General features: G+C 63.8%; 20 protein-coding genes, 2 pseudogenes and 1 other annotated feature. Of the genes and pseudogenes, 9 read left to right on the top strand and 13 right to left on the bottom strand.

What is annotated here, in order from left to right:
• Nucleotides 1-245: 245 nt before the first annotated feature.
• A pseudogene (locus ACWDSI_RS10420) lies at nt 246-371 on the bottom strand (helix-turn-helix domain-containing protein); the annotation flags it as partial.
• Between the two features lie 154 nt (nt 372-525).
• Between ACWDSI_RS10420 and ACWDSI_RS10415 the strand changes: the two are divergent.
• Nucleotides 526-896 (top strand): annotated as a pseudogene (locus ACWDSI_RS10415) (IS3 family transposase); the annotation flags it as partial.
• Nucleotides 665-797 (top strand) — a sequence feature (AL1L pseudoknot). It overlaps the preceding pseudogene by 133 nt.
• A gap of 38 nt (nt 897-934) precedes the next feature.
• Here ACWDSI_RS10415 and ACWDSI_RS10410 read toward each other — a convergent pair.
• On the bottom strand, nt 935-1,366 hold the full coding sequence (locus ACWDSI_RS10410; protein WP_449747016.1) for an IS3 family transposase: 432 nt from the start codon (nt 1,364-1,366) through the stop codon (nt 935-937).
• Between the two features lie 99 nt (nt 1,367-1,465).
• Here ACWDSI_RS10410 and ACWDSI_RS10405 point away from each other — a divergent pair, with 99 nt between their 5' ends.
• Together ACWDSI_RS10405 and ACWDSI_RS10400 are read left to right on the top strand one after the other, a co-directional pair.
• Nucleotides 1,466-1,867: a DUF5313 domain-containing protein gene (locus tag ACWDSI_RS10405; RefSeq protein WP_449746992.1), complete on the top strand. Its 402-nt coding sequence runs from the start codon at nt 1,466-1,468 to the stop codon at nt 1,865-1,867.
• A gap of 73 nt (nt 1,868-1,940) precedes the next feature.
• A complete protein-coding gene (locus ACWDSI_RS10400; RefSeq protein ID WP_449756487.1) occupies nt 1,941-2,318 on the top strand; it encodes a histone-like nucleoid-structuring protein Lsr2 in 378 nt (125 codons plus the stop codon).
• A 171-nt stretch (nt 2,319-2,489) separates the two neighbouring features.
• Here the strand turns inward: ACWDSI_RS10400 and ACWDSI_RS10395 are convergent, their stop codons facing one another.
• From ACWDSI_RS10395 to ACWDSI_RS10355, 9 genes are all read right to left on the bottom strand, one after another.
• Nucleotides 2,490-3,299 (bottom strand): hypothetical protein, encoded by an 810-nt coding sequence (locus tag ACWDSI_RS10395; RefSeq protein WP_449756486.1) that lies wholly within the window; start codon nt 3,297-3,299, stop codon nt 2,490-2,492.
• Entirely contained in the window at nt 3,296-4,207 is a 912-nt protein-coding gene (locus tag ACWDSI_RS10390) for a glycoside hydrolase family 16 protein (RefSeq protein ID WP_449756485.1), read from the bottom strand. The genes ACWDSI_RS10395 and ACWDSI_RS10390 overlap by 4 nt, the downstream gene beginning before the upstream one ends.
• Nucleotides 4,208-4,251: 44 nt before the next feature.
• Nucleotides 4,252-6,396 (bottom strand): hypothetical protein, encoded by a 2,145-nt coding sequence (locus ACWDSI_RS10385; RefSeq protein WP_449756484.1) that lies wholly within the window; start codon nt 6,394-6,396, stop codon nt 4,252-4,254.
• Nucleotides 6,397-6,424: 28 nt separating this feature from the next.
• On the bottom strand, nt 6,425-7,561 hold the full coding sequence (locus tag ACWDSI_RS10380; protein WP_449756483.1) for a hypothetical protein: 1,137 nt from the start codon (nt 7,559-7,561) through the stop codon (nt 6,425-6,427).
• Between the two features lie 191 nt (nt 7,562-7,752).
• Nucleotides 7,753-9,060 (bottom strand): glycosyltransferase, encoded by a 1,308-nt coding sequence (locus ACWDSI_RS10375; protein WP_449756482.1) that lies wholly within the window; start codon nt 9,058-9,060, stop codon nt 7,753-7,755.
• Complete coding sequence (locus tag ACWDSI_RS10370; protein ID WP_449756481.1) at nt 9,057-10,421, bottom strand: polysaccharide pyruvyl transferase family protein; 1,365 nt, start codon at nt 10,419-10,421, stop codon at nt 9,057-9,059. Before ACWDSI_RS10370 ends, ACWDSI_RS10375 begins: the two co-directional genes overlap by 4 nt.
• Entirely contained in the window at nt 10,418-11,719 is a 1,302-nt protein-coding gene (locus tag ACWDSI_RS10365; RefSeq protein WP_449756480.1) for a lipopolysaccharide biosynthesis protein, read from the bottom strand. Before ACWDSI_RS10365 ends, ACWDSI_RS10370 begins: the two co-directional genes overlap by 4 nt.
• The gene (locus ACWDSI_RS10360) at nt 11,716-12,924 is read right to left on the bottom strand and encodes a glycosyltransferase family 4 protein (RefSeq protein ID WP_449756479.1); all 1,209 of its coding nucleotides are present in this window, start codon (nt 12,922-12,924) and stop codon (nt 11,716-11,718) included. The genes ACWDSI_RS10365 and ACWDSI_RS10360 overlap by 4 nt, the downstream gene beginning before the upstream one ends.
• Nucleotides 12,921-13,700 carry a glycosyltransferase family 2 protein gene (locus tag ACWDSI_RS10355; protein WP_449756478.1) on the bottom strand — a complete coding sequence of 260 codons (780 nt, stop codon included), beginning with the start codon at nt 13,698-13,700 and terminating at the stop codon, nt 12,921-12,923. Before ACWDSI_RS10355 ends, ACWDSI_RS10360 begins: the two co-directional genes overlap by 4 nt.
• Nucleotides 13,701-14,130: 430 nt before the next feature.
• Between ACWDSI_RS10355 and ACWDSI_RS10350 the strand changes: the two genes are divergently transcribed.
• Nucleotides 14,131-15,144, top strand: coding sequence for a glycosyltransferase family 2 protein (locus ACWDSI_RS10350; RefSeq protein ID WP_449756477.1), 1,014 nt, complete (start codon nt 14,131-14,133; stop codon nt 15,142-15,144).
• Nucleotides 15,145-15,283: 139 nt separating this feature from the next.
• A complete protein-coding gene (locus ACWDSI_RS10345; RefSeq protein ID WP_449756476.1) occupies nt 15,284-15,976 on the top strand; it encodes a glycoside hydrolase family 16 protein in 693 nt (230 codons plus the stop codon).
• 4 nt (nt 15,977-15,980) lie between these two features.
• Here the strand turns inward: ACWDSI_RS10345 and ACWDSI_RS10340 are convergent, their stop codons facing one another.
• Entirely contained in the window at nt 15,981-16,397 is a 417-nt protein-coding gene (locus tag ACWDSI_RS10340) for a hypothetical protein (RefSeq protein ID WP_449756475.1), read from the bottom strand.
• A 141-nt stretch (nt 16,398-16,538) separates the two neighbouring features.
• Nucleotides 16,539-17,321 carry a hypothetical protein gene (locus tag ACWDSI_RS10335; protein WP_449756501.1) on the bottom strand — a complete coding sequence of 261 codons (783 nt, stop codon included), beginning with the start codon at nt 17,319-17,321 and terminating at the stop codon, nt 16,539-16,541.
• 240 nt (nt 17,322-17,561) lie between these two features.
• Between ACWDSI_RS10335 and ACWDSI_RS10330 the strand changes: the two genes are divergently transcribed.
• The 4 genes from ACWDSI_RS10330 to ACWDSI_RS10315 all read left to right on the top strand — a co-directional run bounded on the left by ACWDSI_RS10330 (nt 17,562) and on the right by ACWDSI_RS10315 (nt 23,053).
• Complete coding sequence (locus tag ACWDSI_RS10330; RefSeq protein ID WP_449746981.1) at nt 17,562-18,218, top strand: response regulator; 657 nt, start codon at nt 17,562-17,564, stop codon at nt 18,216-18,218.
• A gap of 53 nt (nt 18,219-18,271) precedes the next feature.
• Nucleotides 18,272-19,390 (top strand): sensor histidine kinase, encoded by a 1,119-nt coding sequence (locus tag ACWDSI_RS10325; RefSeq protein WP_449756474.1) that lies wholly within the window; start codon nt 18,272-18,274, stop codon nt 19,388-19,390.
• A gap of 1 nt (nt 19,391) precedes the next feature.
• Nucleotides 19,392-20,447, top strand: a complete 1,056-nt coding sequence (locus tag ACWDSI_RS10320) for a hypothetical protein (protein WP_449746979.1) — start codon at nt 19,392-19,394, stop codon at nt 20,445-20,447.
• 140 nt (nt 20,448-20,587) lie between these two features.
• Nucleotides 20,588-23,053 (top strand): hypothetical protein, encoded by a 2,466-nt coding sequence (locus tag ACWDSI_RS10315; protein WP_449756473.1) that lies wholly within the window; start codon nt 20,588-20,590, stop codon nt 23,051-23,053.
• Nucleotides 23,054-23,113 lie beyond the last annotated feature (60 nt).

Raw genomic sequence — 23,113 nt, 5'->3', positions numbered from 1 at the left:
GCCAGCGCTGCAACGCTGACTTGATCAAGTGACTACCAGGATCATATTTACGGGAAGGCACGCCCTCCCTGATCCACAGGTCTTGATCATTCCTCATCTACGTCCGTCGATCGGGTCTGTGGGTGATGTCTACGACAATGCGCTCGCTGAGACGATGATCGGACTCTACAAACACGAATGTGTACGCTCTGGTTCGGGCTCGTCCGTGGTCGGCGCGATCGATCCGATAGTCCGGACAGACCTCATGCGGCATAGCGTCTACGCCACCCTGTAACGGTCTGGCGGGACACACCGTAACGGTCGGCGACTTCGGTAACCGGGGCACCATCGGCGACTTCAGTGACCGCACGGAACCGGACCTCCACGGTCACCCGTGCGGCGATCTCGGCGTCGGAGTCAGATTCGGCAGAGGAAGACACCCCGACACTCTGGCCGCAACCACCGACACCGACACCGACAAGAAACGAAATGTCAACGGTGTCCCGACGACACGACGTCAAACATGTCCCGAGCCTTTACACGTCATCAGTGCGGTCGTGGGTTCGAGAGGCCGACATCGATGACGGCCACACCCCGAGTGTGTCCCCACGGAAGCCGCTCGGGTGAAAGAGCTGGAACAGCAAGTCCGAGAAATCAAGCGCGCCAACGCGATACTGAAGCGGCCAGCGTCCTTCTTCGGGGCGGAGCTCGAGCGCCAACACAAGAAGTAGTCGCCTTCGTCGACGACCAGCGGGAAGAGTTCGGGGTCGAGCCTCATCCCCACTGCCTTGCGCAGCGCAGGCGTGCGAATGGCCCCGAGCACCTACTACGACATCAAGAGCCGTCACAGCCCCTGGGCGCCAGCGAAACGTGACGCCGTCGTGGCGCCGACGTCACGACAGCTGCGGGAAGACAACTAACTCATCGACCATGCCCGAGGCTGCCAACACCTCGGCTACCTCGCAGTCGAACGCGGCTCGACCAGCTCAGACGGCCGGTGGTCGTCGTCGTTGCCCGCTGCTTGTCGTCTAACAACATGCTCATAGATCTTCCTCTTACTAATGAGCACTGGACTCACACAGACCATCTGACACGCCCAATCCCTGCCACGTACGCACGTACGTGATGTCCACCACCCACAGCGTATTTTCTGTTGCTCGGCAACGAACTTCCGCTTCACCAAGTCTGCGGGTTTCTCAGCGGACGGATCCGGTCGGGTGGTGAAGACAGTCCGGCCGCGGTGCCCACCACGCACCCCTGCCAGCCACATCAGCCAGCGGGTCTGCTCGCGACCGACGTCATGGCCGTCCCGACGCAACGCGTGGTGCATCTTGAGCACGCCGCACACGCCGAAGTTGGCGGTATGCACAGTCTTGATCACTTCCACTAACTGCACATCCCGCACATCCACCGGCTTCGGCCCACACTTGACGGCCCGCTATACTACTCGGTAGCACGCTACTGATTCGCTGGATCTGAGGAACTCATGGCCGAGAACACCGCCCGCCCCAGGGGCTGGCAATACGTCCGCTACTGCTACGGCGCCACGCTGCCGCCGTCGATGCGCGATTGGGTGGCCAAAGATCTCGCCGGCAGGGGCGCCGCATGGCGCATGGTGGTGCGCTGGGCCATCCCGTGCATCCTGCTGATGCTGCCGATGCTGTTCGTGCCGGCCGACTGGGGAGTGCGGTTCATCATGTTCGCCCCCATCCCGATCGCCTACGTCTTCTTCTCGGTCGCGCTCAACACGATCTATCGCCGCCACCGCCTCGAACAGCACGGACTCGATCCCGAACTCGTCAAGCACCAGGAACGCATCCGCAACGCGGACCTCTACGACGAATATCACCGCAAGTACCGCGGACAGAGCCGGAACAGCGGCGTCTGAGTTGGCAATGCAAGCGACCCACCGGATCGGGACATGTCGTTTGTTCGGATGACAAATGCGCTATCGTGTCCGCGTGGCTACTATCCAATCAATCGCCTTCGTGGACGACCTCGACGGCAAGGAAATCGACCCCGACGACGTCCACACCATTTCGTGGTCGTGGCTGGGTGTGGATTATCAACTCGACGTCTCCAGTGCCAACCTCGAAAAGGTCGAGACCGGCAAGGTCACGATAGCCAAGCTGCTGGAAGTTTCCACACGCGTCGGTGGACGCAAGCAATCGACAGCACCGCGCGCCAACAAGGCCCGTGCGTCGATTGCAGTCGGTAAGCCCACTGCGACAGTCGATTCCAGCATGATCCGCGAATGGGCCACCTCCCAGGGTTACAAGGTCAATCCGCGTGGACGGCTACCGAAGGGGATCCTGGAAGCCTACGGCGCCGCGCACTGACTCAGTTGCGCAACACTTTTCGTTTCGACTGAGGCGTTACCGTGCGACCGACTCCGTGGGCTGGCGCATCCGCCGTATCTCTAGGGTTGGGAACTGCTGGCGGACCGCTGCCACCCCGCGGATGGCCGTGTGTCAGTCATTGAGATACCGATTGCTCCTCACCTCAGGAGTTCAGGGACCACGTGACTCGGTGGCGAAACGCAGCGCTGCATCGCCCTGGTAGCAGGTCGGGTCGATGTGACCGCCCTGGCAGACGTCGAGCTCGATTGAGGCCACATTGCCGAAACGAATAGCAAAGGCACGCGCACCTGCGCCGTCTGGCACCAAGCGATCGCCCAGCGAATGGTGCAATTGAAATCGTCTGCCCGCAAATGCAGTTGATGGGTACGCCAGTGGATCGGCTCGCTCGGGAACGTCGCCATGCCACGCTGCTCTGATGAAGTCGACGTCCCTGATCGTTGCTGGCAGCCCCATCAGCGGAGATATCCCGACGAATCCGTCTATGGAGGCGAACTGAGGTTGCGCGTAGATGTGAAGGCCAGCCAGCGCGCCCATCGATTCACCCACGAACAACATCCGGGACACAGCAAACCGGGTGGTGGCCGCTGTGATGAGCTCGCGGTAAGTTGCCACCGCTTTGTCATTACCAAACGAATTCCCACCGGCCGTGGCAGACGCGACCACCCACCCGCGGCGCAAGAATGGTTCGACGAAATGACGTTGCCTGGGACTGTATTGCAGTTCTGTTCCATCGCTGTCCATACCGTGGAACCACACGATGATTCCGAAGACCTTCTTGTCGTCTTCTTTGTAGGCACGCATGTTGTTCCCTAGCTCTATTCGGCTAATACCCTCCCCGAGAGAACTGCCATCGTCCACTTTCGCAGTTCCACACCCCGCAATCAGCACGGACAGCAGAAGAAGACATGCGTGGACCATCGACGTCGTGACGATCCCGCGAGACCCGGTCGGGCCGGTCACCCGTACATCCTTACCCAGTCAACCAACATCCGGGCGGGCAAGGCATCGGCTCCAACGGGCCCGGTCAGCCGACCACCGGCGGCGACATCAAGAACCAGGAAGAAGGGGTCATCCATCACCCACACCGATTGCGGAGGCATGTCTTTGGGGGTGAACGTTGCGATCGTCCGACCATCGATGCCGAACGTGACCCGGCCCGCTTTGCGATCAACCCAGTAGATATGGAAGTCCTCTGCCGACCCCAGGTCACCCTCTGATACCTTCTGCAGACGCTGCCACGGCGTCTTGTCAGCCAAGTCTTCGCGTGGGCCGATTATCCCCAGAGAGTTGTCAAGTCGATTGTTCACTTGCTCAAAGATGTTGATTTGACCGGATTCTGGAAAACCCACAACACCAATACTCGACCCCAGCATCCACACTGCCGGGTTGATTCCTTGCCCCTCCGGCAACCTCGCACGAACGGCGAGCAGACCCGACGACACCCCCATCTTTCCCTCTGTATCAATTCTCCCCGACGTGATCTCGTTTCCGCGGCGTATCGCCCGGATCTGTAGATTGCCGACACCGTCTTCCGATACGTTGTCGGGGAGATTGGTGAAGATCTGCTCTTCACCGTTCCCCCATCCCCCGCCGCCGGAACGGACATTCCACATGCGTGGGCTCGGCGCAGTGCCACGTGCGCCATCGAAATCATCAGATGAGATCAGACGCAGGTTGGGATCGACAACGAAAGTTCCGCCAGGGTCTCCGTCCTCGGCGGACGCTGCACGGAACCCGGTAAGTACCATAATTCCAGTCACGAGAAGTATCCCTAAGACAAGCGGTACCGCCACTCTTCCATTGCCGTTCGGCGAAGCTGTAAGCGAACGGAAGTATCCGACTGTGGCCACGATCGGTTTGCGAAACATACGCTCTCCCTCTTCTCGATCAATCACTCGCTGCCACTGAGTTGTTACCAAGGCTCTCTTTCGGTGGGAATGTGGCGATATCCGAACACAATGGTGTCGCTATCACTGTGAGCACGATAGAAATTTGGATCTTCATCAAGGAGAGTTACAAGTGATTCGATCGCGCCTTTCCTGAAGTAGCCGAAGTAGTCGCTATACGCCGACATCTGACGCGGCAAGACAATATAGAAGGAGCCATCAGTACCCCTACCCAAACGGTCGAGGAACCGGATGTCTTCCCGCGTAGGAAATCCCCGTGACATAGACTCCTTCAGAAATATCAGCGCTTTATCGAAGCCAGGGTTGACTTCAGCGAGTCGCACGTAATCTGCAGTTGCTCTCGGCGGCCAACCAGAGGGACCGATTTGGACGATCACGGTAGACGGTTTCGCGTTACTGAGCATCTGACGACTCATCTCGACCTGCCCCTTGGTCAGCTGTATGTAGGCCCAGCCGCCGTAGTAGCTGTGAAGTGCAGTGACTCCCAATAGGGCAACGACAAGCGCCACGGTGAACGTACGAATTCGGGTGCGCAGATCATCGATTCTTTGGCCAACCCCGCCATCGAGGCGAAGAAACTCTGACAATGCGGCGCCGACCAGAATCGAACACCCGACAAGCGAGTAGAGCAGCACGCGGAAGATGGCCTCACCGCCGTAGCTCTGCCCCCCTAGCAACAAGCCCGACGAGAATGCGAGCACAGGAAGTGCGAAATTTCCTCGGCCACAACGCCATAAGTAGATGAAAGATACGAAGGCCGCAGCCCAAACTGTGATAAATACGCCTCTGTCGACGTCTTGCAAAAGCGTTCGCGCCAGCGAATCACCTGGTAGGTTTGGCAGATTCGTCTTCGAGTTTTTGAAAGGATTTACGCCTGTGAAACCGCCATACCTCGAAATCCACGTCGCCCGTGGAATCACGAAGGCAACCCAGATCCCAAGACAGGCGGCGGCCAGCCATATCGGTCGAACCCGATTGAGCAGAGTGAACATCACCGCCACCGCAAGTATCCACACAGGAGTCAATTGATGGGTCGCCGTTATGACTGCGAATAGCGGAAGTACGAAGTACGCGGCTCCGGTATAGGTTCGCGAAGATACCAGCAAGGCCAGAATCGCGACACCGATAATGAGCGCGACCGCTTGCGGGGAGTAGTAGTCCTGCCCCACCCAATTGACCAGTTCGGCAAACATCACGGATATGAGACCCGCCGACCTCGACAGACTGAATGCTCGGGCCAGCGCCCAAATCGAAACGGCCAACAGCAGGTGGGTGACCGGGGCAAACCAGTGCGCAACATCCGTTGCCGCTATACCGGTCGCAGAACTGAACCAGGCACCACCTACGAAGAACCCTGGCCAGCTTGAATAGATGTCGATGAAGGAGGGCGGCAGCGAAGAATTTTGCGCCACATATTCGACGAGCCCGATGTGCTTGTAGGTCCACGAATAGATGGGAACGTCCGTCAACAATGTCGCTGGCAGGCGAATGGCGCCGATTGTGGCGAGGATAGTGACGGCGGCCCCCACAGTATCCCCGACATAGAGGCAGGTAAAGAAGATTCCGACAATCGCAACCAGGCAGACAGCCAATGCGAGGCCGACCCAAGTGAACATGAGGCCGAACAACCCGACGCTTTCGCGCGACATTAGCCAGAGCGCCCCGACCCACAACACCGCGACAGCCGCGAGTGCTCCCATCCGTTTTGACCGCACATCACGCGCATCTGTCTTCACCCGACCCCACATCCGCTTCAGGTCGGCCCATGCGTCCATACGTGCCACGGGCGTACGCAACGCCAAGAACGATGAAATCAGACACACCATAGACAACGCACACGTGACGAGGTCGGGAGAGTAGAGACCAACCCAAATAAGGGTGGTGCCCAAACCGATCGGTGCGGCCAAACCCAGTGAGGGGTAAAGCGCTAGGCGCAGATGACCCGGCATTCGGACCCGCCAGCTCACCGCAGCACCGAATCCGACCAGTATCAATGGCAGTAAGAGGAGTAGCCGCAATAACGGTGGCATGTCCAACAGCGTGAGAAGGGAGAGCAGTCCTGAGCCGCCGGCTACCAGCGGTTCCAAACGGCTGACGCGCAGCGCCGCCGATGGCTCGAGATCTGCGTCTGTCGCGGCAGCCTCGGTCAATGTGGCGATGGTACTATCCCTTCGGTATTTATCTTGGTGAGTAAGTGGGCTGGCCATCGAGCGATTCGAGCAGTGCCACGGGGCCGGCCGCGACCATGTCGAGCGCCGCTTGAACCACTTCCGGTTTGTGGCACGCAGGGTCGAAAGTTGCTGTGATGTCGTATCCGTCACCCATTTGCGGAGTTAACACCGCAATTCCACCAAGCCCGACCGGCTCAGACGAGATGGTGATTCGATGGTTCTCAAATCCGCCAATCCACCTGCCCTCAGGCATAATGCCGAGGCCAACGAGATGGCTAAATGACACGATCGCTTTCGCTGGCCGCGGGGAGCTGGGAGCATTCGCGATACCGACTGCACGTTTGAGTTGCGATACGGCTTGACCCCAAGAAATGGCTGTCATGGCCGCCAACGGTCGACCGGAGAAGTTCGCGCGCCCGAGTTCGGCGGCAAGTTGTTCCGGTGAATGCGGAGCCTCGAACGGCAGATTTAACCCCACCGCGAAGTTGCCGAGATGTGCGGCGGTGCGCTCGTCATATCGGCGCCCGTCGACCACTACGTGAACGACGGGCGCTAAGTCGAGGCCGACATGCAAGAGGGCACGAGTGATCGCCGCCATCAGCGCCACAGCACTGCTGATCCGCGCAGGGCGGCTCCCACACCATGCGCGAAGCTCGGCACGCGTGGCACCGGTCAGGTAGGTAGTGCGAGACACCAGACTTCCCGAGCCCGCGAACTCGGATGTTGGCTGGGCTCTGCTGCCGGAGCGCATTCGCTTTGTATCTGATAGCAACGCGGCCAACCGTCTTAAGTCGCCCATAAGATATTTCGCGGTGGTGCGGATCACCGCAGGCCGCGTGTACGGCGTGTGAGTCCAGGACGGCATGCCGTCGATATGAATCGCCTCATTCTCTTCGGTGGCTCCCACTAGGTGCAACCACAGATGGACCATTAACACTCCGTCAAATACCGCGTGCGGAAAATCGGTGATGAGATCATCGCCAGCCATGTACACGCGGAGACTGTGTGGTGGCGGGGTCGAGGCTCGGACGAGCGCAACCTTGTCTTCGAGCGACAGGTCCTCGTGGCCGGGAAACGCCTCTGTCCAGTCGATCACCGATTCGCGGAGATTCTCGGGTTCGTAAATCCATCTCTGCTCGCTCACGCAGATACCGAGGCGGTTTCCAGGCGAAATCTCGGCCAAGCGAATGAGGCGTTCCGCAACTACACAGGCAGGAGGCATCTCCAACGGCCCAAGACCCACGACTATACGACTACGACCACGTGCGCGGTCCAGCAGCGTCGGCCGAATGTGTCGTGACCTGCCCGGCGTCTCACGCCTATTAGAGTGGTCGGTCATCGTGGCGTCAGACCCTCGTGAATCCCGGACCGCTCGTTCGGCGACACCGACTTCAGCGGCTTACGCGGACGTCCCTGCGACCGGGCGTCGAACAGAGCCCGCGGGCCCGCGAAGAGACCCGCAATCTCTGCGCGTGCCGCCGCGGTTACCTCCTTTCCGGACAGATCGCGACCACCCGACCTCTGATAGAGCGACGACACCAGATGCGTGGCGGCCGCCACCATCCGCCCCGCGGCCAGCGGCGCGAGGTGACGGTCGGTGGCCACCTTCGCGATCCAGGCACCGAGCCCAACGCCGTAACCAAGGGCCTGCGAGGTCAACGCCGCCGAATCCGTCCGATGCTGGTGCCACACAATAGCTTCCGGCTCGTAGACGAGCGCGTGTCCGGCCACGATCGTTCGGACGAACCAGTCGATGTCCTCGCCGCCCTTGGCGGGTGAGCCAGCGCCGAGACCCTCGTCGAAACCACCAAGTTCGTAGCCGATATTCCGGCGGATCGCGAAGTTCGCGCCTGTGCCGTAGTCGGCGACCTTGAACGGGAACAGCCGATGATGGGTGTGACGCTCCTTCATGAGGAACGTGCGGCGATCGATCGATGCCGCCCAGCCCACCCGATGTTCGAAGGTGAACTGCGTCTCGGTACGCAATTCGGCAGGCGGCACCAGACCGGTGACGCACGCGACGTCTTCGTCGGCGAACGGACGCACGAGGCAACGCAGCCAGTCCTTATCCACCACCACGTCGTCGTCGGTGTAGGCAACCACCGGAAACGATGCTGCCTCGAGCCCACAGTTGCGCGCGTGCGCCAGTCCCGGCACAGCGGCCTGCACTATGTTGACCCGAGCGTCGGGGTGAGTGTCGATATAGCGCCACGTATCGAGGTTCGACGCTGCATTGTCGACGACGATCACCTCGAACGTCGGATAGTCCATCGCCAGAATAGAATCCAGCACGCGGCGCAGTGCGTCGGTGCGGTCTCGCGTGCACACCACCACCGACACCCCGGTGTCGTAATCGGGCAGTGGGTCTACGTCGCGGTCCGGTAGCCGTCGCATCTCGCGGGTCAACTCGCGACCGAAGAGAGCGGAATCCTCGACCCCTGCCTCGACGAATCCGCAAACATGGGTGCCCTCGCGCACCAGCAGCCGTGCCCGCACGTATCCATCGCCGCCGTGCAACTTGACGGTGTCGGCGAACGTGAACGACGACTGGATCTCACCCACCCACTTGGCGCCGTCGTTCTCTGGCGGCTCGTCACTCGAGATGACCGGCCACAGCTCATGGATCTCGTCTTGCGCCATCATGCCCTTCCTTCTGATACTCGAGAGGTTCCTGGTTCGCTTGTGGAAAACCATGATTCGGCGGCAGCGACCAGTGCCTGCCGATGACGCCGACTGGTGTCGGCGAGGGCCGTGCGGAACTCGTCGTCACCAATGCGCGGAGCAAGTGCCGCCACGATCCGCGACGCAGTCACATCGGAGAACTCGGCGATACACTCCTCCTGTCCCGCCTGCCGCATCACCCCTGCCGATTTCGACGAGAAGTAGGCGATGGCGAAGGTCGGGGTACCCGAGAGCATGGCCAGGATCGCAGCGTGGAGACGCACCGCGATCATGGCTGCGGCCGACCCGTAGAGCGCCGCGAGTTCCGCAGGACTGAGGTCGGCATCGACATATGTTGCGCTGTGCCCGTCCTCGCACAGTGCGTGGTGCAGCGCTACCGAGACCGCGCGATCGTCCTCGATCGCTGTGGGTCCCAGTGTATGTGCAATCACCAGTGTGTGATCGACGTCTCCGCGAGCGACGAGCATGTCGACGGCCGTCACGAGCTCGCCGACCACCCTTTGGTCGGCGGCGCCGCCGAGCGACGGGTGGCTGCGCATCGCGATCACGACGGTCCTGCTCATCGGGACCGGCATCGCGGCGACGACCTCGGCAACCGCGTCGGTCATCCGGGGTTCGATGCCGTAGGCCATGTCCGGGGCGAGTTGCACACCACCCACGCCCAATTCCGCCGCCACACCCAACGACGACTCGTCGCGGACCACGGCCGTGCCCACACCGCACAACATCCGCTGCGCAATTCGTTTCGTCACCGGGCGAGACGCAGGAAAGGGTCCCAGGGTGTGGCCCAGCAGGATGGTGGGGATACCGCGAGTGATCGCCGCACGCAACGGTGCGACCACCGTGAACAGACGGGTGAGACTCACCAGCCCCTGCACGGACACATCGGTGTAGATATTCGACCCACCCACACCGATCACCAGGTCCGCTCCTTCGAGCACCGCATCGTAGCGTCGATCGCGGTAACCACCTGCGACCGAGGAAATCGCGGGGATGAGCCGCAACACCCAGATCGGCACATCGGCGGCGGGATGGCCGTTGGGTCGGCCTCTCAACTCCGATGGCATCGGATTGGGCAACAGCCGCACCTCGGGGTGTCCACGGGCCAGGTGGCGCATGGCGTGCGACGACGGATCGGCATCCTCGGTGAGGCCCACCACCGTGATGTCGATCTCGGGAACGCGCGCGCGCAGCAGTCCCAGGATGCCCTCGGTGATCGCGGCATCGCCCTTGTTGTCATCGTGCCAGGCGTTGAAGAGGACCACACGCCGCGGCCGAGCGGCGGCCGACGCCGACACCGGCGCGGTTGCTCGCAACGTCATACCACGCTTCCTTTCGCTTGCACCGCAGGGTGATATCCGCGCATCACCCCGACCAGACCGCACGCCCCCACAACGCCGAGCAGCACCGAACCGAACGCCAGCGCGCCCGCGGTGCCGACAGCGCCCCACTCGAGGGTGGCGACGACGAGGATCGGCAGGGTGACCGCGCTGACGCAGGCGTTGCTGATCAGCAACCGGCGGGTGGCCAGCAGTGCACGCAACGCCGCCGCCCACATCACGAAGCTGACGCGACCCACCGAGCCCGCCGACAGCAAGGCCAGGATCACCCACAGCGTGTGATGCGGGTAGTTCTTGCCGAACAGTGCCACCAGAAGCGGCGCACACGCGATCACCAGAAATGCGCCGAGCGCCACGACCAGCCCGAACACCGAGCGCCACACACGCGTGATGAGACGTAGTGGATCATCCGAGGTTGCGAGATGTTTGGTGAGCGCGGTTGCCGTACCGATCGAGAAGAAGTCGAGACCCTGCGAGACCGGGAGCATCAGCGCCAGCATGGCACCCTGAACCGGACCGGCGAGCCAGGTGACGAGGAACGGAGCACCCATCAGTGTGCCCATCGAGATGAGGCTCGCCGTTCCGTCACGCATCGAGAACCCGATCAGACTACGGCCGGTGTGTGTACGTTCGCGCCCCGTCTCCGGTGACTGCAGCGTGATCGCCCGCGGCACCATCCGGAACCATACGATCACCACCGCCAATGCCGCGGTCAGGATAGTGGCGAACACCGCCGAGTACCAAGTCGCGCCCGCGATGAGCACCGGCAGCAGCGCGAGTTTCGCGCCGGCGGCAAGCAGGTTGATTCCCGGGAGGCGCCGTGCGGCCGAGAGTGCCGTCAGCACAGCGTCTTTGAATGCGAACCACGCCATCACCACGGAACCGGCCACAACAATCAAACATTGCAGCACCGGAGGTGCATCGCCGATTGTGGCGGCACCGAGTACTCCGGCCACCAAGCCACAGAGCAGCGCAGTGCCCGTCACCACCATCGCTGCGTGTCGGAGGAGACCGCCGCGCGCAACGAGCGGAGTGGCGGGCAGCATTGCGGTGAGCGCATTGCCCGGACCTGACGCGGCGACGGTTCCCGCGGTGGTCATCAACGAGAGCACCGCGGTCTCGATGCCGAGTTCGTGCGGCGGGATCAGACGTGCCGCGATGGCCCAGAACGCGATTCCGGTGACCGCGGTGACACCAGAGGTGACGATGAGCGCCGACGAATCCACCGTCACCGATCCGGCTGCTGGGATGCGGCCGCGCAGCGGCCTGGTGAGTGTCACGGTCTGCTCACCAACTCACGCGCCGATCCGGTGCGATGCCGCCGACCCCCGATCTCACGCAGGATCTGTGCATTGGCGTCGGCCTGCAGGTCGATCCGATGTTCGGTGACCGCGAACCTGCGTGCTGCCATCGCGAATTCGTGCCGCGTCTGAGATGCATCCAGCAACCGTCTGGCGGCCACGGTGAGTGCGGCGACGTCGGAGGGCGGGACGACGAGTCCTGATTCTCCGTCGAGCACCGCTTCGCGTACGCCCGCAGCCTCGTAAGCCACCACGGGCACACCCGCCGACTGCGCCTCCACCACACCCAACGGCATGCCCTCGATCAGTCCGGTATGCACGTACAGGTCCGCAGCGCGCAATAGGAAGGGGATGTCGTCGCGCGGCCCCAGAAAGATCAGTCGATTGTCGGGTAGTGCCGCGGCGCGTTGCCGCACCGAGCGTTCGTATTCCGGGTAGGCACTGGTGGTTCCGGCCACCACCACGGTGGCATCGTCGTCGAGCGCTCCGGCCAGATCGACGAGATCCTCGATCCGCTTGCTCGGATCGAGGCGTGTGGCTGCAAGCAGCACCCTCCGGTCGAGGCCGAGTCCGAGAGAGGTCCGCAGTGAGCGACGATCCAACTCGTCGATGCCGGGGGCGAACTCGTTGGTGTCGATTCCGTTTCGGATCACCGTCACCCGGCGGCGGAGACGCTCGGACACCGTGGACGCCACCGAATCACTCACGGCTACGGCGTGGTGCGCGGAGCCGATCGCGGCGTCGCGCAATCGGGAACCGAGGCCCGGGACCGTCGACTCGTGCAACGTGAGAACGGTTCGTACCGGCGACAGGCGCGCGGCGATTGCCGCATCGAGGTGAGTCCAGTGCGAGTTGGCCAGCACTACGTCGAAGCCGCCTTTTCGTGACAACCGCGCAATGCGACGCGGCACCGCGACGCTGCGGACTCCTTCCCGGGCGATCCCGGACGTCACTATGCGGTCCTGCTTGCGGATGGAGCGTTCCAGCGGAAGATCCAGCGGGAGTGCGGAATAGCCCAACGATCGCCAGTGCCGGAACTGTTCGAGATGAGGTGGGCACGCCAAGGTCAGGTCGACCCCACGTTCGGCGAGCAGCGGCCGCAGCCGGAGCAGATAACGTTGCGCCCCCCACAGGCCAGGACCTTGGTCCAATACGAGTACCCGTACCCGACGTGCATCACTCATACGGCTTCGGCCAGTCCCGGTGACATCACAGGGACACGGCGAGACTCCGGACGGGCGGAACCCGTCGACTGCTGACTACGCTCATTGAGGATCGTGCGAAGCACCCGCAGTCCGTCGCTGACGGCGTTGAGGTTGCTCTGACCGTGGATGCGGTCCCGCTCGTAGCTGGCTACTTCACTGATCTTCAAGCCCGACTGTGCAATTCGGATGTTCATCAGCGTCTCGATTTCGAATCCGTCGCCCCACTGACTGTCGGTCAGGGTGTGGTCGGGCAGCGACATCGCGGGCAGGCAGTGGCGCCAGAACGCGTTGTACCCGTAGCAGAGGTCAGTGAAGCGTGCCGAATACATGGTGTTGACCATCGTGTTGAGCCCGTAATTCCCCAGTCTGCGCAACGGGGTGATGTCGGAGCTGCCGCCGCGCCGCGTGAATCGCGAGCCCTTGGCGAAATCGGCACCCTCGCGCAGCGCCCGGACAAACCACGGGATCTCGCCGGCGTCGGTGGAGCCGTCGGCGTCGATCATGACGATGATGTCGCCGCGGGCCTCGGCAAACCCGCAGGCCAGGGCGTTTCCTTTGCCGCGGCGAGTTTGGTTGACCAGCTTGGCATTTGGCCACAACTGGAGGGCGACGTCCAGCGTTCCGTCCACCGAGTTGCCGTCGACGACGACGATCTCGGCGATACCGTCCGGCATTCGCCTCGCGACGTACGGGAGGTTGGCCGCCTCATTGCGGGTGGGTATCACGACGGTGACATTGTCGAATCCAACGTGCATCGAGACTCCAGGTGAGTGTGTGGCAGCTAGTGCCGATGAGAAGGCGGTGAAGCAGTCGGTGGCTCAGTCGATTTCGATCGCACAACCACGCGGACGCGTGTCGTCGTGTGTTGTCCGTGTTGCGGTAACAGCCGCTGCGTTGCGGTTTCCTTGCTTGGGTTCGATCGGATTGAGGTTTCCTGAAGCGAACCTGATAACAGGTTGAACGCATTTGCCGGAAGGCGCAACTCTAAACCTCAAATTGGTCGCGGATTGTTGATTAAGCGCATCTAACACGATCGGAATGCGATCTTTGATCTATTGCATCTGTTGTGAAGCAACAGTTTCAGGTCGATATTCACATTGTGGATGCCGCATGCACCGTGTGACCAGGGCCACAGGACGGATAGCTGGTGCACATTAACAGCGGTTTCAAGGCACCATTAGCGCCATGAGTGGTCATCGATTCACCGTGTCTGACGTCACTCCAGTGATCTGCGTGTACACCGAACGTCGGTGGGACGACATCGTTGGCGCCATTGACTCGCTGCTGTCGCAGTCTCGGCCACCCAACGAGATCGTGGTGGTCGTCGATCACAACCCGGGGCTGCACGAGATGCTCCTCGAGCACGTACGCGAGCGAGGCCTCGAGGATCGAGTCCGGGTGTTCGCGAACGTCCGGACCAAAGGACTCTCGGGAGCACGCAATTCCGGTGTGGCAGCGACGCGGACACCGATCGTCGCCTTTCTCGATGACGACGCGGCCGCCAATCCCGACTGGATCGAGAGAATAGTGGCGGCCTACCAATCACCGCTGGTGCGGGGTGCCGGCGGATATGCTCAAGCGGTGTGGCCCGACGACGAACGGCCGCGATGGTTCCCCGACGAGTTCGACTGGGTGGTCGGTTGCAGCTACGTGGGCCAACCCGAGGACCTGGCCCCAGTCCGGAACTTCATCGGCGCAAACATGTCACTGCTCCGAGATGACATCGTCGCCGCAGGGGGTTTCCATGAAGGGATCGGCAGAGTGGGTCGAATACCGCTCGGATGCGAGGAGACCGAGCTGTGTATCCGTATCGCCCAACAGCATCCCGGCTGCATCATGCTCTTCGACCCCGGTATCCGGGTGCGCCACAGAGTGACCGCGGACCGCACCGGCTGGGCATACTTCCGCCGTCGGTGTTACGCGGAAGGCATCTCGAAGGCCGCAGTGTCACATCTCGTCGGGTCACGCGACGGCCTTCAGGCCGAAAGGGCATACACCTCCGTGGTGTTGCCCCGAGGCATCGCTCGCCGCCTGGCAGCGATACCCCGGCGTGAGGGCCGCCGCCACCTTTCCGCAACATCCCTCGTAGCACAGAGCGGAACGATCGTCGCCGGCGTTCTCGTCACCGCTTCGGGGTACGTGCGAGCACGGGCCTCTCGTGCGTCCATCGAACAACGTCCGGCGAGCACCGTCGGGTAGTCAATACCGATCGCGAGAGGGCCACGATATGGGTGCGAGAGTACGGACCGCGGTGACTACCGCAGCCATCCTCATCGGCGCTTCGTCGGCGCTCGTCTCGATCCCGGCCGCCACCCCTGCGAGGGCCCCTTTCACCGTAGTGCTCGACGACTTCAGCGGCACGGCAGGCGCTGCACCGAAATCGTCTCTATGGAACTACGACGTCGGTGGCGGCGGCTGGGGCAACGGCGAATGGCAGACCTATACCTCCGCGCGCGCCAACTCACGCTTGAACGGCTCGGGCCAGCTGATCATCGAAGCGCGCAGCGACGGCAGCCAGATCACCTCGGCACGCCTGCGCACTAGCGGAAAGTTCGAGTTCACCTACGGCACGCTGGAAGCCAGAATTAAGATGCCAGCAGGCGCGGGTCTGCACCCGGCGTTCTGGCTGATGGGGTCGGACATCGGCACCGTGGGATGGCCGCGCTGCGGCGAGATCGACATCATCGAAACCGTCAATTCGGCAGTCACGTGGCACACCGCGCTGCACGGGCCGACGACTACTGCCGCACACTGGCAGGCCCAGCAACAAGGCATCGCGGCGCTCGCGAACAGCTACCACGTCTACGGAGTTCGGCGTTCGCCCGGGTCGGTCTCGATGACCGTCGACGGCAAGACGGTGAGCACCTTCACTCAAGCGTCACTGCCCGCCGGTGCACAGTGGGTATTCGACAAGCCGATGTTTGCGCTTCTCAACCTCGCGGTCGGCGGCACCTGGCCCGGTGCTCCCAACTCGACCACCCCGAATCCGTCGCAGATGTTGGTCGACTGGACCCGTTACACCCCGGCCTGAGGCGTCACACGCCCGAACACGTGCTACCAAGGTCGAGTGGCGCCGACACGTCGGCCACCTTGCCCACCCACTTGCCTGACGATTGCTGCCGGGCGGCGAGCACGTAGCGTCCTTCCACCACGGGCGACCAGTGGAACACCGCGATACGACGTTCGGGCACAACGGTGTTGGTGAATGTCAGCAGGCCACCGTGACGCAGCCGGGTGGGCTGGCGGACCGAGAACACCACCGGCCCGTTGCCGGTGACTCGCGCCGTCACGGTGTAAGAGCAGCCGGCGCCGTATTTTCCGGTACCGCCGGGAGGAGCGATCCGCAGCGACGACACCGCGCCGTGCGCGGGTGCACTCGTCACCGCCGCCACCGCCACACCCGCTTCCACCGCAACGATCACCGCCCACGCACCGCGTCGCAAACACCCCATGGTCCCGGGACTCTACCGGCTCGGTTAACAATGCGTGGATGGGTTACACGCTGCAGTGCCGGGGGTCTCGCGGGGCTTCTCTGCTCCCGCGGACCGTCGACCACCCGCGCGAGCGGACAGGACCCGCGCGAACTGCGTCGGCTAGAGCACGGCCGTCGACGACCAGCCGGGGCTCGGCGCCATCGGCTTCCACGGTTGGGGTCCCCGAACCGGCGCGCGACGCGGGACCGAAGCGGGAACTTGGGCCGCACAAGCGAGTTGATCGGCGGTGGGCGTCGGGTACACGGCCGCGAAGTCGTACCGGGTGGCGTACCAGTCACCGAAGACGCGTGCGCCCGGGGTGCGGGCGGTGCCCTTCACGGCCGTCGGCGGCACCACCAACCCGCGGCGGAAGTCGATCTCGACCGGCCGCGGACTGTCCATCCCGGAGAGCCAGTCGGTGTGCCGGCCGGTTGTTTCCCGGACCGAGCGGTATCCGTAACGGCAGAGCACCAGGCGCGTCCACGCCCCGTCGTCGATCCGACGGAGTCCGGTGAAGAACACCGTCCCGACACCAGGCCGGGAGTCGGACACCGTCGACGGGTAGACGCTGATCATCTGCGCGATGTTCGACGGCGCCGCCTCCGCGAAACCCGGATATCCCCACCGCGTGGAACCGCCGGCGTTGGCCAGTTCGAAGGATTCGACGAAGGCGCGTACAAACGTTCCCTCCGGACTCGAGACGTCGAATACGGAATCGGGAATCCATCGGAACGTGGTGTCGAAGTCCGCGGGAACGTTCTCCGAAACACCACCGTTGTGACCGGTTTCGGCGTTGATCTGTGACGAGGTTTCCGGACTTTTTCCGCACCCGGACAGAATCATCGCCGAGATGACCGCCAGCAGCGCAGCGACACGTCGGACGCGCTGCGCTGTGGTCACGATGACTCCCCTGGCCGACGGGATTTGACCTGTATTTTTGCAGCGTAGGCAGAAGCCATCGCAGGTGGCGGCAACTCCACGCACCATTACGGCGAAGAAAATGCAACAGATTGGATACGGCGGCGCATTCGCGATGTCGAGAATTGGAGGGGGAAGGCGCCGTGGGCGCCCGGAAACTACAACGGCCGTTTCGGATTCGACTACGTTTGTGCAGCGGACCCGCGCATCGGTAATGATACTGCCATGAGCGAGGAGCGCGCCCCGCATCGTATCGGTGTGGTCGACGACCACGAGCAGATCGTGCGGGGCCTGCGCGCCACCTTTGATGCCCAGCCCGACATGCATCTGGCCGCCGGGGCCGACACGGTGGCCGACCTGCTGGCGGTGACCCGGGACCTCGACCTGGTGCTGCTCGACCTGAGACTCGACGACGGGACGGCACCCACGGAGAACATCGGCTCGCTGCGAGCGGCCGACATCCCGGTACTGCTTTATACCTCGGGTGACGAGAGGTATCTGATCCGCGAGGCCGCGGCCGCCGGAGTGATGGGCATGATCCGGAAGAACGCTCGTGAACGGGAACTGCTGGCGGCGATACGTCAGGCGCTCACCGGAAACGCCGTCGCCGGCATCGACTGGGCGTCGGCCATCGATTCCGACGACGACTTCGTCGAACTCACGCCGCAGCTGCGGCGGGTTCTCGAGCTCTACGCGGCCGGCGAATCCACCGCCCGGGTGGGAGCCGAACTGCACCTGTCGCCCGAAACCGTCAGCGACTACGTAAACCGCATTCGCGCACGCTACGCCTCGGCCGGCCGCCCCGCGCCCACCAAGACCGACCTGTACAAGCGAGCGATCGAAGACGGATGGCTACCGGTTCCCCGGCGTCAGGACCACTGACGGGGGTCGACGCCCGGCGAGACCGTTACGCCGGACGTCGAATCCTGCGGCAGGTGTCGCTGTTCATCGCGGCCGGCTACGTGATGTATGCCGTGCTGTGCATTCCGCTCATCCTCGCCGCGGCCCGCGTGACCGCGGCGTGGTGGACGCCGGTGGCGCTGGTGCTGTCCATCGGCACCGGGCTGGCTATGGGACCGTTGAGCCGTCACGCCGACATCAGACGCCTGCGGATCGTCGCCGGGGTGAACGTGGTGGGCTACCTACTCGTCGGCGTGCTGTGGTGGCCGGCGTGGGACGGCAGCCCGCTGGGTACCGCGCAGGTGGTGTGGTTCGCGCTCTTTCCCGGGTTGGCCGCGATCTCAGCGGCCCTGGCCTTTCCGCCGTGGGCGGCCTTCGGTGTGCTCGCGGTGTTCATCGCCAACACGGGCATCATCGATCTACTGGCCAGGCCGACCACCGAGACCGATCCCTTTCTACCGGGACTGTTCTGGGGGTACGCGTTCTCGCTCATCTTCGTGGCGGCCGCGGTGATGGGAATCCGGGTCACCGGGATCCTCGACAGCTCCCGGGCACGGGCGCTCTCGGCCACCGCCGCGGCCGCGGCGGCCGGAGCGCGATCGGCCGAGCGGCATCGCTTCGATGCGTTGACCCACGACAGCGTGATGTCGACGTTGCTGCTCGCCGCCCGCAACGGCGCCTCACCCGAGCTCGCCCAGAGTGCGCGTGAAGCGCTGGCCGCGGTGGAGCAGGCCGCCGATCCCGTCGACCGCAGCACGGTGACGGCCCCCGAAGCATGCGAACACATCGCCGGCGTCGTGATGCTGGTCGATCCGACGATGCGGGCGCGCACGGTGATCGGTGACGCGCACACCACTTATCCGGGGAACGCGGTGATGACGATAGCGGCCGCGACAGCCGAGGCCGTTCGCAACAGCCGTCGCCACGCAGGCGAGGGCGCCACGACATCGGTGTCGGTCACGACGTCGCCCGACGAGTTGTGCGTCGACATCGTCGACGACGGCGCCGGCTTCGATCCCGCCACGGTCCCGGCGTCGCGACTGGGCATCGCGGTCAGCATCCGCGGCCGCATGAGGCGACTGTCGGGCGGCGACGCGACCATCGACTCCCGGCCCGGTCACGGGACGCGTGTGCACCTGAGGTGGCGGCGCTGACATGGGGACTCTGACATCCGGTGTGGTGCTCGACGGGCCGCGCGACGTACGCGACCTCCTCGGTCTGCGACGCCCCGAGGCGATGGCGGTACTGGGTATCTACCTCACCGCGCTCTGCGTCACCGTGATCACCTCGGCCCCGCTCGTCACCAACGCGTGGGGGATCGTAACCGGCACGCTGATCTTCGTGTCGGCGTCGATAGCGGTGATCCGCGCACCGGGTGATCCGCTTCCGATCACCACCACGTGGTTGCTCACCGCCGCGGGTCCGTTGGGCGCCGCGCTGATGCTCTCGGCGATCCCGGCGTCGGCCGCGGCGACGGGCCTGGTGTCCATGACCCACGGAGCCGCTGCGGCGGTGTACGTGTTCATGGGCGTGCGGGGCCGGGTGTTGATTCCGTGGATCGGATTGGTGTGCGTCGTAATGCTTTTCGCACTGTGGGGCACGGCGACGGGCCAATCGGCGATAGCCGCGGCCGGGTTGGCCCTGGTCGATGCCGCGCCCATGGCGCTCGGCGGTCTGTTCGCAGTCACGTTGCGGCCCACCACCAGTCAGGTGTTCGAACTCCGCGACCAGACCACCCGGCAGGTGGCCGCGCTGGCCGCCGACGGCGCCGCCCGCGACGAACGCAACCGCCAGGTGCGTCACCTCGACCAGCTCGCACGCCCGTTGCTCGAACGCATCGCGTCCGGCGACGAACTCACCGCCGACGAGCGCGTCGGCTGCGCGGTGCTCGAAGCCCACCTGCGCGACCGTCTTCGTGCGCCGCTGATGTCGGAACTCGATCTCGACAATCCGGTGTTCCGCGCCCGCAAACGCGGTGTGGATGTGGTGCTCATCGACGACTCCGGCGCCACCGGTACGGTTGATCCCGTAGTGGCGCACAGTGTTACGCGGCTGGCCACCGACGTCCTCGACCACGCGCAGGACGGGGAGGTGTTCGTCCGGATCACACCCACCGAACGCGCCACCGCGGCGTCGGTGCTGCACCGCACCGATCACACGAGCAAGCGGTGGGAGATCAACCGAAACGGGGCCGTCGCGTCGGTCGGCTGAGGTTAGAATTGCCCATGGCCGGCAACCATGACGGTGGTGAGCAACCGACAGACGCGACGAAGAAACCGCTAATGCTGCTCACCCACGGTGTGAGCGGCACAACGTCGGAAACAATTCTGGATTCGCCACGAGTGGTAGCCGTGCCCGGCACCCTGGGCAGTGACTATCGGGGCGAATTCACCACCTACCCGAAGGCACCGCGCCACATCGAACGCACCCAGGATCGGTTCGGCTACCGGTGGGCCACAATGACGTCGGGCCTGCGCTCGCAGGCGATATGGGCACTGTTCGCGCCGTTCGTGATGGCCAATGTCGCCATCTGGATGCTGCCGCCGGTGAAACGACGCCCCGACGGTTCCGCCTGCGCGGGATGGACGTTGGCGATGGGCCTCGCCCGTGCGCTGTTCCGCCTGGTGGGGCTGGCACTCACCGCAATCTTGGTCACCCAGATCACATACCTGGTTGCCGAGGTCCTCGCGAATCAATGTCGGCGCACCGACGACGGCGGTCCGCGCTGCTGGGCGTGGCTGGCCGACGACTGGGGATGGCGTTGGCACGCCGTGAATCTCGGCATGCAGGATGGCCAGATGCGATCCGTCGTGGTTGTGCTCATCCTGGCCGCTGTCTTCGTTCTGGGCGCCTTCGTGTCGCTACGGGGCGACAACGATAGCGATCTGCGCACCGAGAAGCCCGGATCTGCAAACGACGCTCTCTCGTCCGCGCCGCCCATCGCGCGCGACGAGTTCGTGCGCCCCACCGATTCGCGCGCGACATTGCTGTTGACGACCCACGCGGTAACCGGAATCACCTTGGTGGGCTGGAACCTGGTCGGCGGGTGGCACGCCGGCTGGTGGGTGACCATGGGGTTCGGTGTGGTACTGATCATCGCGGTGTGCGCCACCGCGCTGTGCAATGATCCGCGGGCGTCGGGCGGCGATGCGCACTTGGGAGGTCCCACTTCCCGGTTGCGCTGGATGTGGCGGTTATTCGTCTCCTGGTTCGCGCTGGGCTGGATGGCGCTGGGTGCGCTGACGCTGTTCGTCATCATGGTCTGGGTGCTGCCGAACCGATTCCGCGGCGCAGGCGACGGAACCCGGCAGGTAATCGACGGCTCGATGCTCGACTGGCTTTTCTTCGCCGCAGCCTTACTCGTCGCAGCTGCAGCGTTCATGACCGTCGTCGTCAGTCTTCCGTTCCGCAAGGCGATGATGCGAGAACCGCGGATCACACGAGTGTGGTTGTGGGGCATGCACGCTCCCAGTGTGGCCGCCCTTGCTGTGCTGGTGGGTGCCGGTGCGGGCGTCGCACTTACTCGCCTGGTGATCGGCGTAGTCGTCGTGACGTCCGACGAGGCGGCACCCAGGAACGTCTTCGACCAGACGATCGGCTGGCTGGGGGGCCTCATAGGTGCGCACAATCTTCGTGAGACGTCGATGACACTCCCCCGGGTGTACATGTCGACGGCGTGGATGTGGGGCGCCACCACGATGGTGTGCGCGACCATCGTTCTCGTCGTGGTCGGGATTGCGCTCTTTCGGAAGAGCCCGCGCCAGACGCTCGCGATTGCCCTCCAGGCACGAGTCACGCCGGAGAAGATCCCAACGATCCGGTGGAAGTTGGCGACGGGGAAGCTTGCGACTCCAACGGCCTTGGCGATCGTCACGACGGTGGCGGTGGCGGCCGGGGCCGTCGCACGGTTTTGCCACTCTCTCGTCAGCGCAACCGAGTGGATCGAGACCGTGGGAACCCTCGCGCTGGTGGCGTTCGCGGGGTTGATTTTGCGCGCGGTGTACAACGCGGCGAAGAGCCCACGCAACGCCGGTCGGGCGCTTGGTGTGCTGTGGGACCTCGGGTCGTTCTGGCCGCGGGAGGCACACCCGCTGGTACCGCCAGCATATGCGCCGCGCGCGATCCGAGATCTCGAAAAGTTCGTCACCACAACGATTCCCAAGGTTCTGCCCGACGACGAAAACGCACCACTCGTGCTCGGCGGCCATAGTCAGGGTTCGCTCATCATGTACGCGCTCGCCCACCGCCTCCACGCCCTGGGTGTCCCCGCCGAGCGAAAGCTCTCGCTACTGACCTACGGTTCGCAGCTCGGTTGGGCATACGGCCGTGCCTTTCCGTCGGTGCTGAATCACGACACGCACGAGCAACTGCGGAGCGCCTTGGAGGATCGGTGGATCAATCTCGTCCGGTTCACCGACTACATCGGTGACGGGGTGGTCGCGGTGGCGGGACGAGACGGCTTCCGGCCGTACATGCAGGGGTCGGTGACCGGTGACCTGAATCCGCAACCCCAGTGTGGAGCGGCGGGATCGGTGTCCGCATCCGTTCCGCGGTACGTGCTCCGGCGTGAAATAGCGCCGCTCGAGGTATGGCTGCCCGACCCGTCACCAGGAGACTATCCAGCGGACACTATTCATCAGCACTCCGCGTACACGTCTGACGTCACGTGGGACGAATGGATCGAGGCCCTCACGCCGGCGGGTCGGGTCACCGCCACGCCGCAACCCGCGAGGGGAACTACCAAGCCGTGGTGCGACCGACATCTCGTCGCCGCCGTGATGTTCTGCGCCTGGGCGCGCTGGCTGCGGCGTCGCTGACGTTGGCGGCCCGCGCACGGTCGACGGCTCCGGAGGCACCGAAATCTCCGCGCAAGCAGT

This window comes from Gordonia sp. NPDC003429, assembly GCF_053588575.1.
The sequence above is the reverse complement of the archived record's forward strand: the minus strand, read 5'-3'. Positions and strand labels throughout refer to the sequence as shown.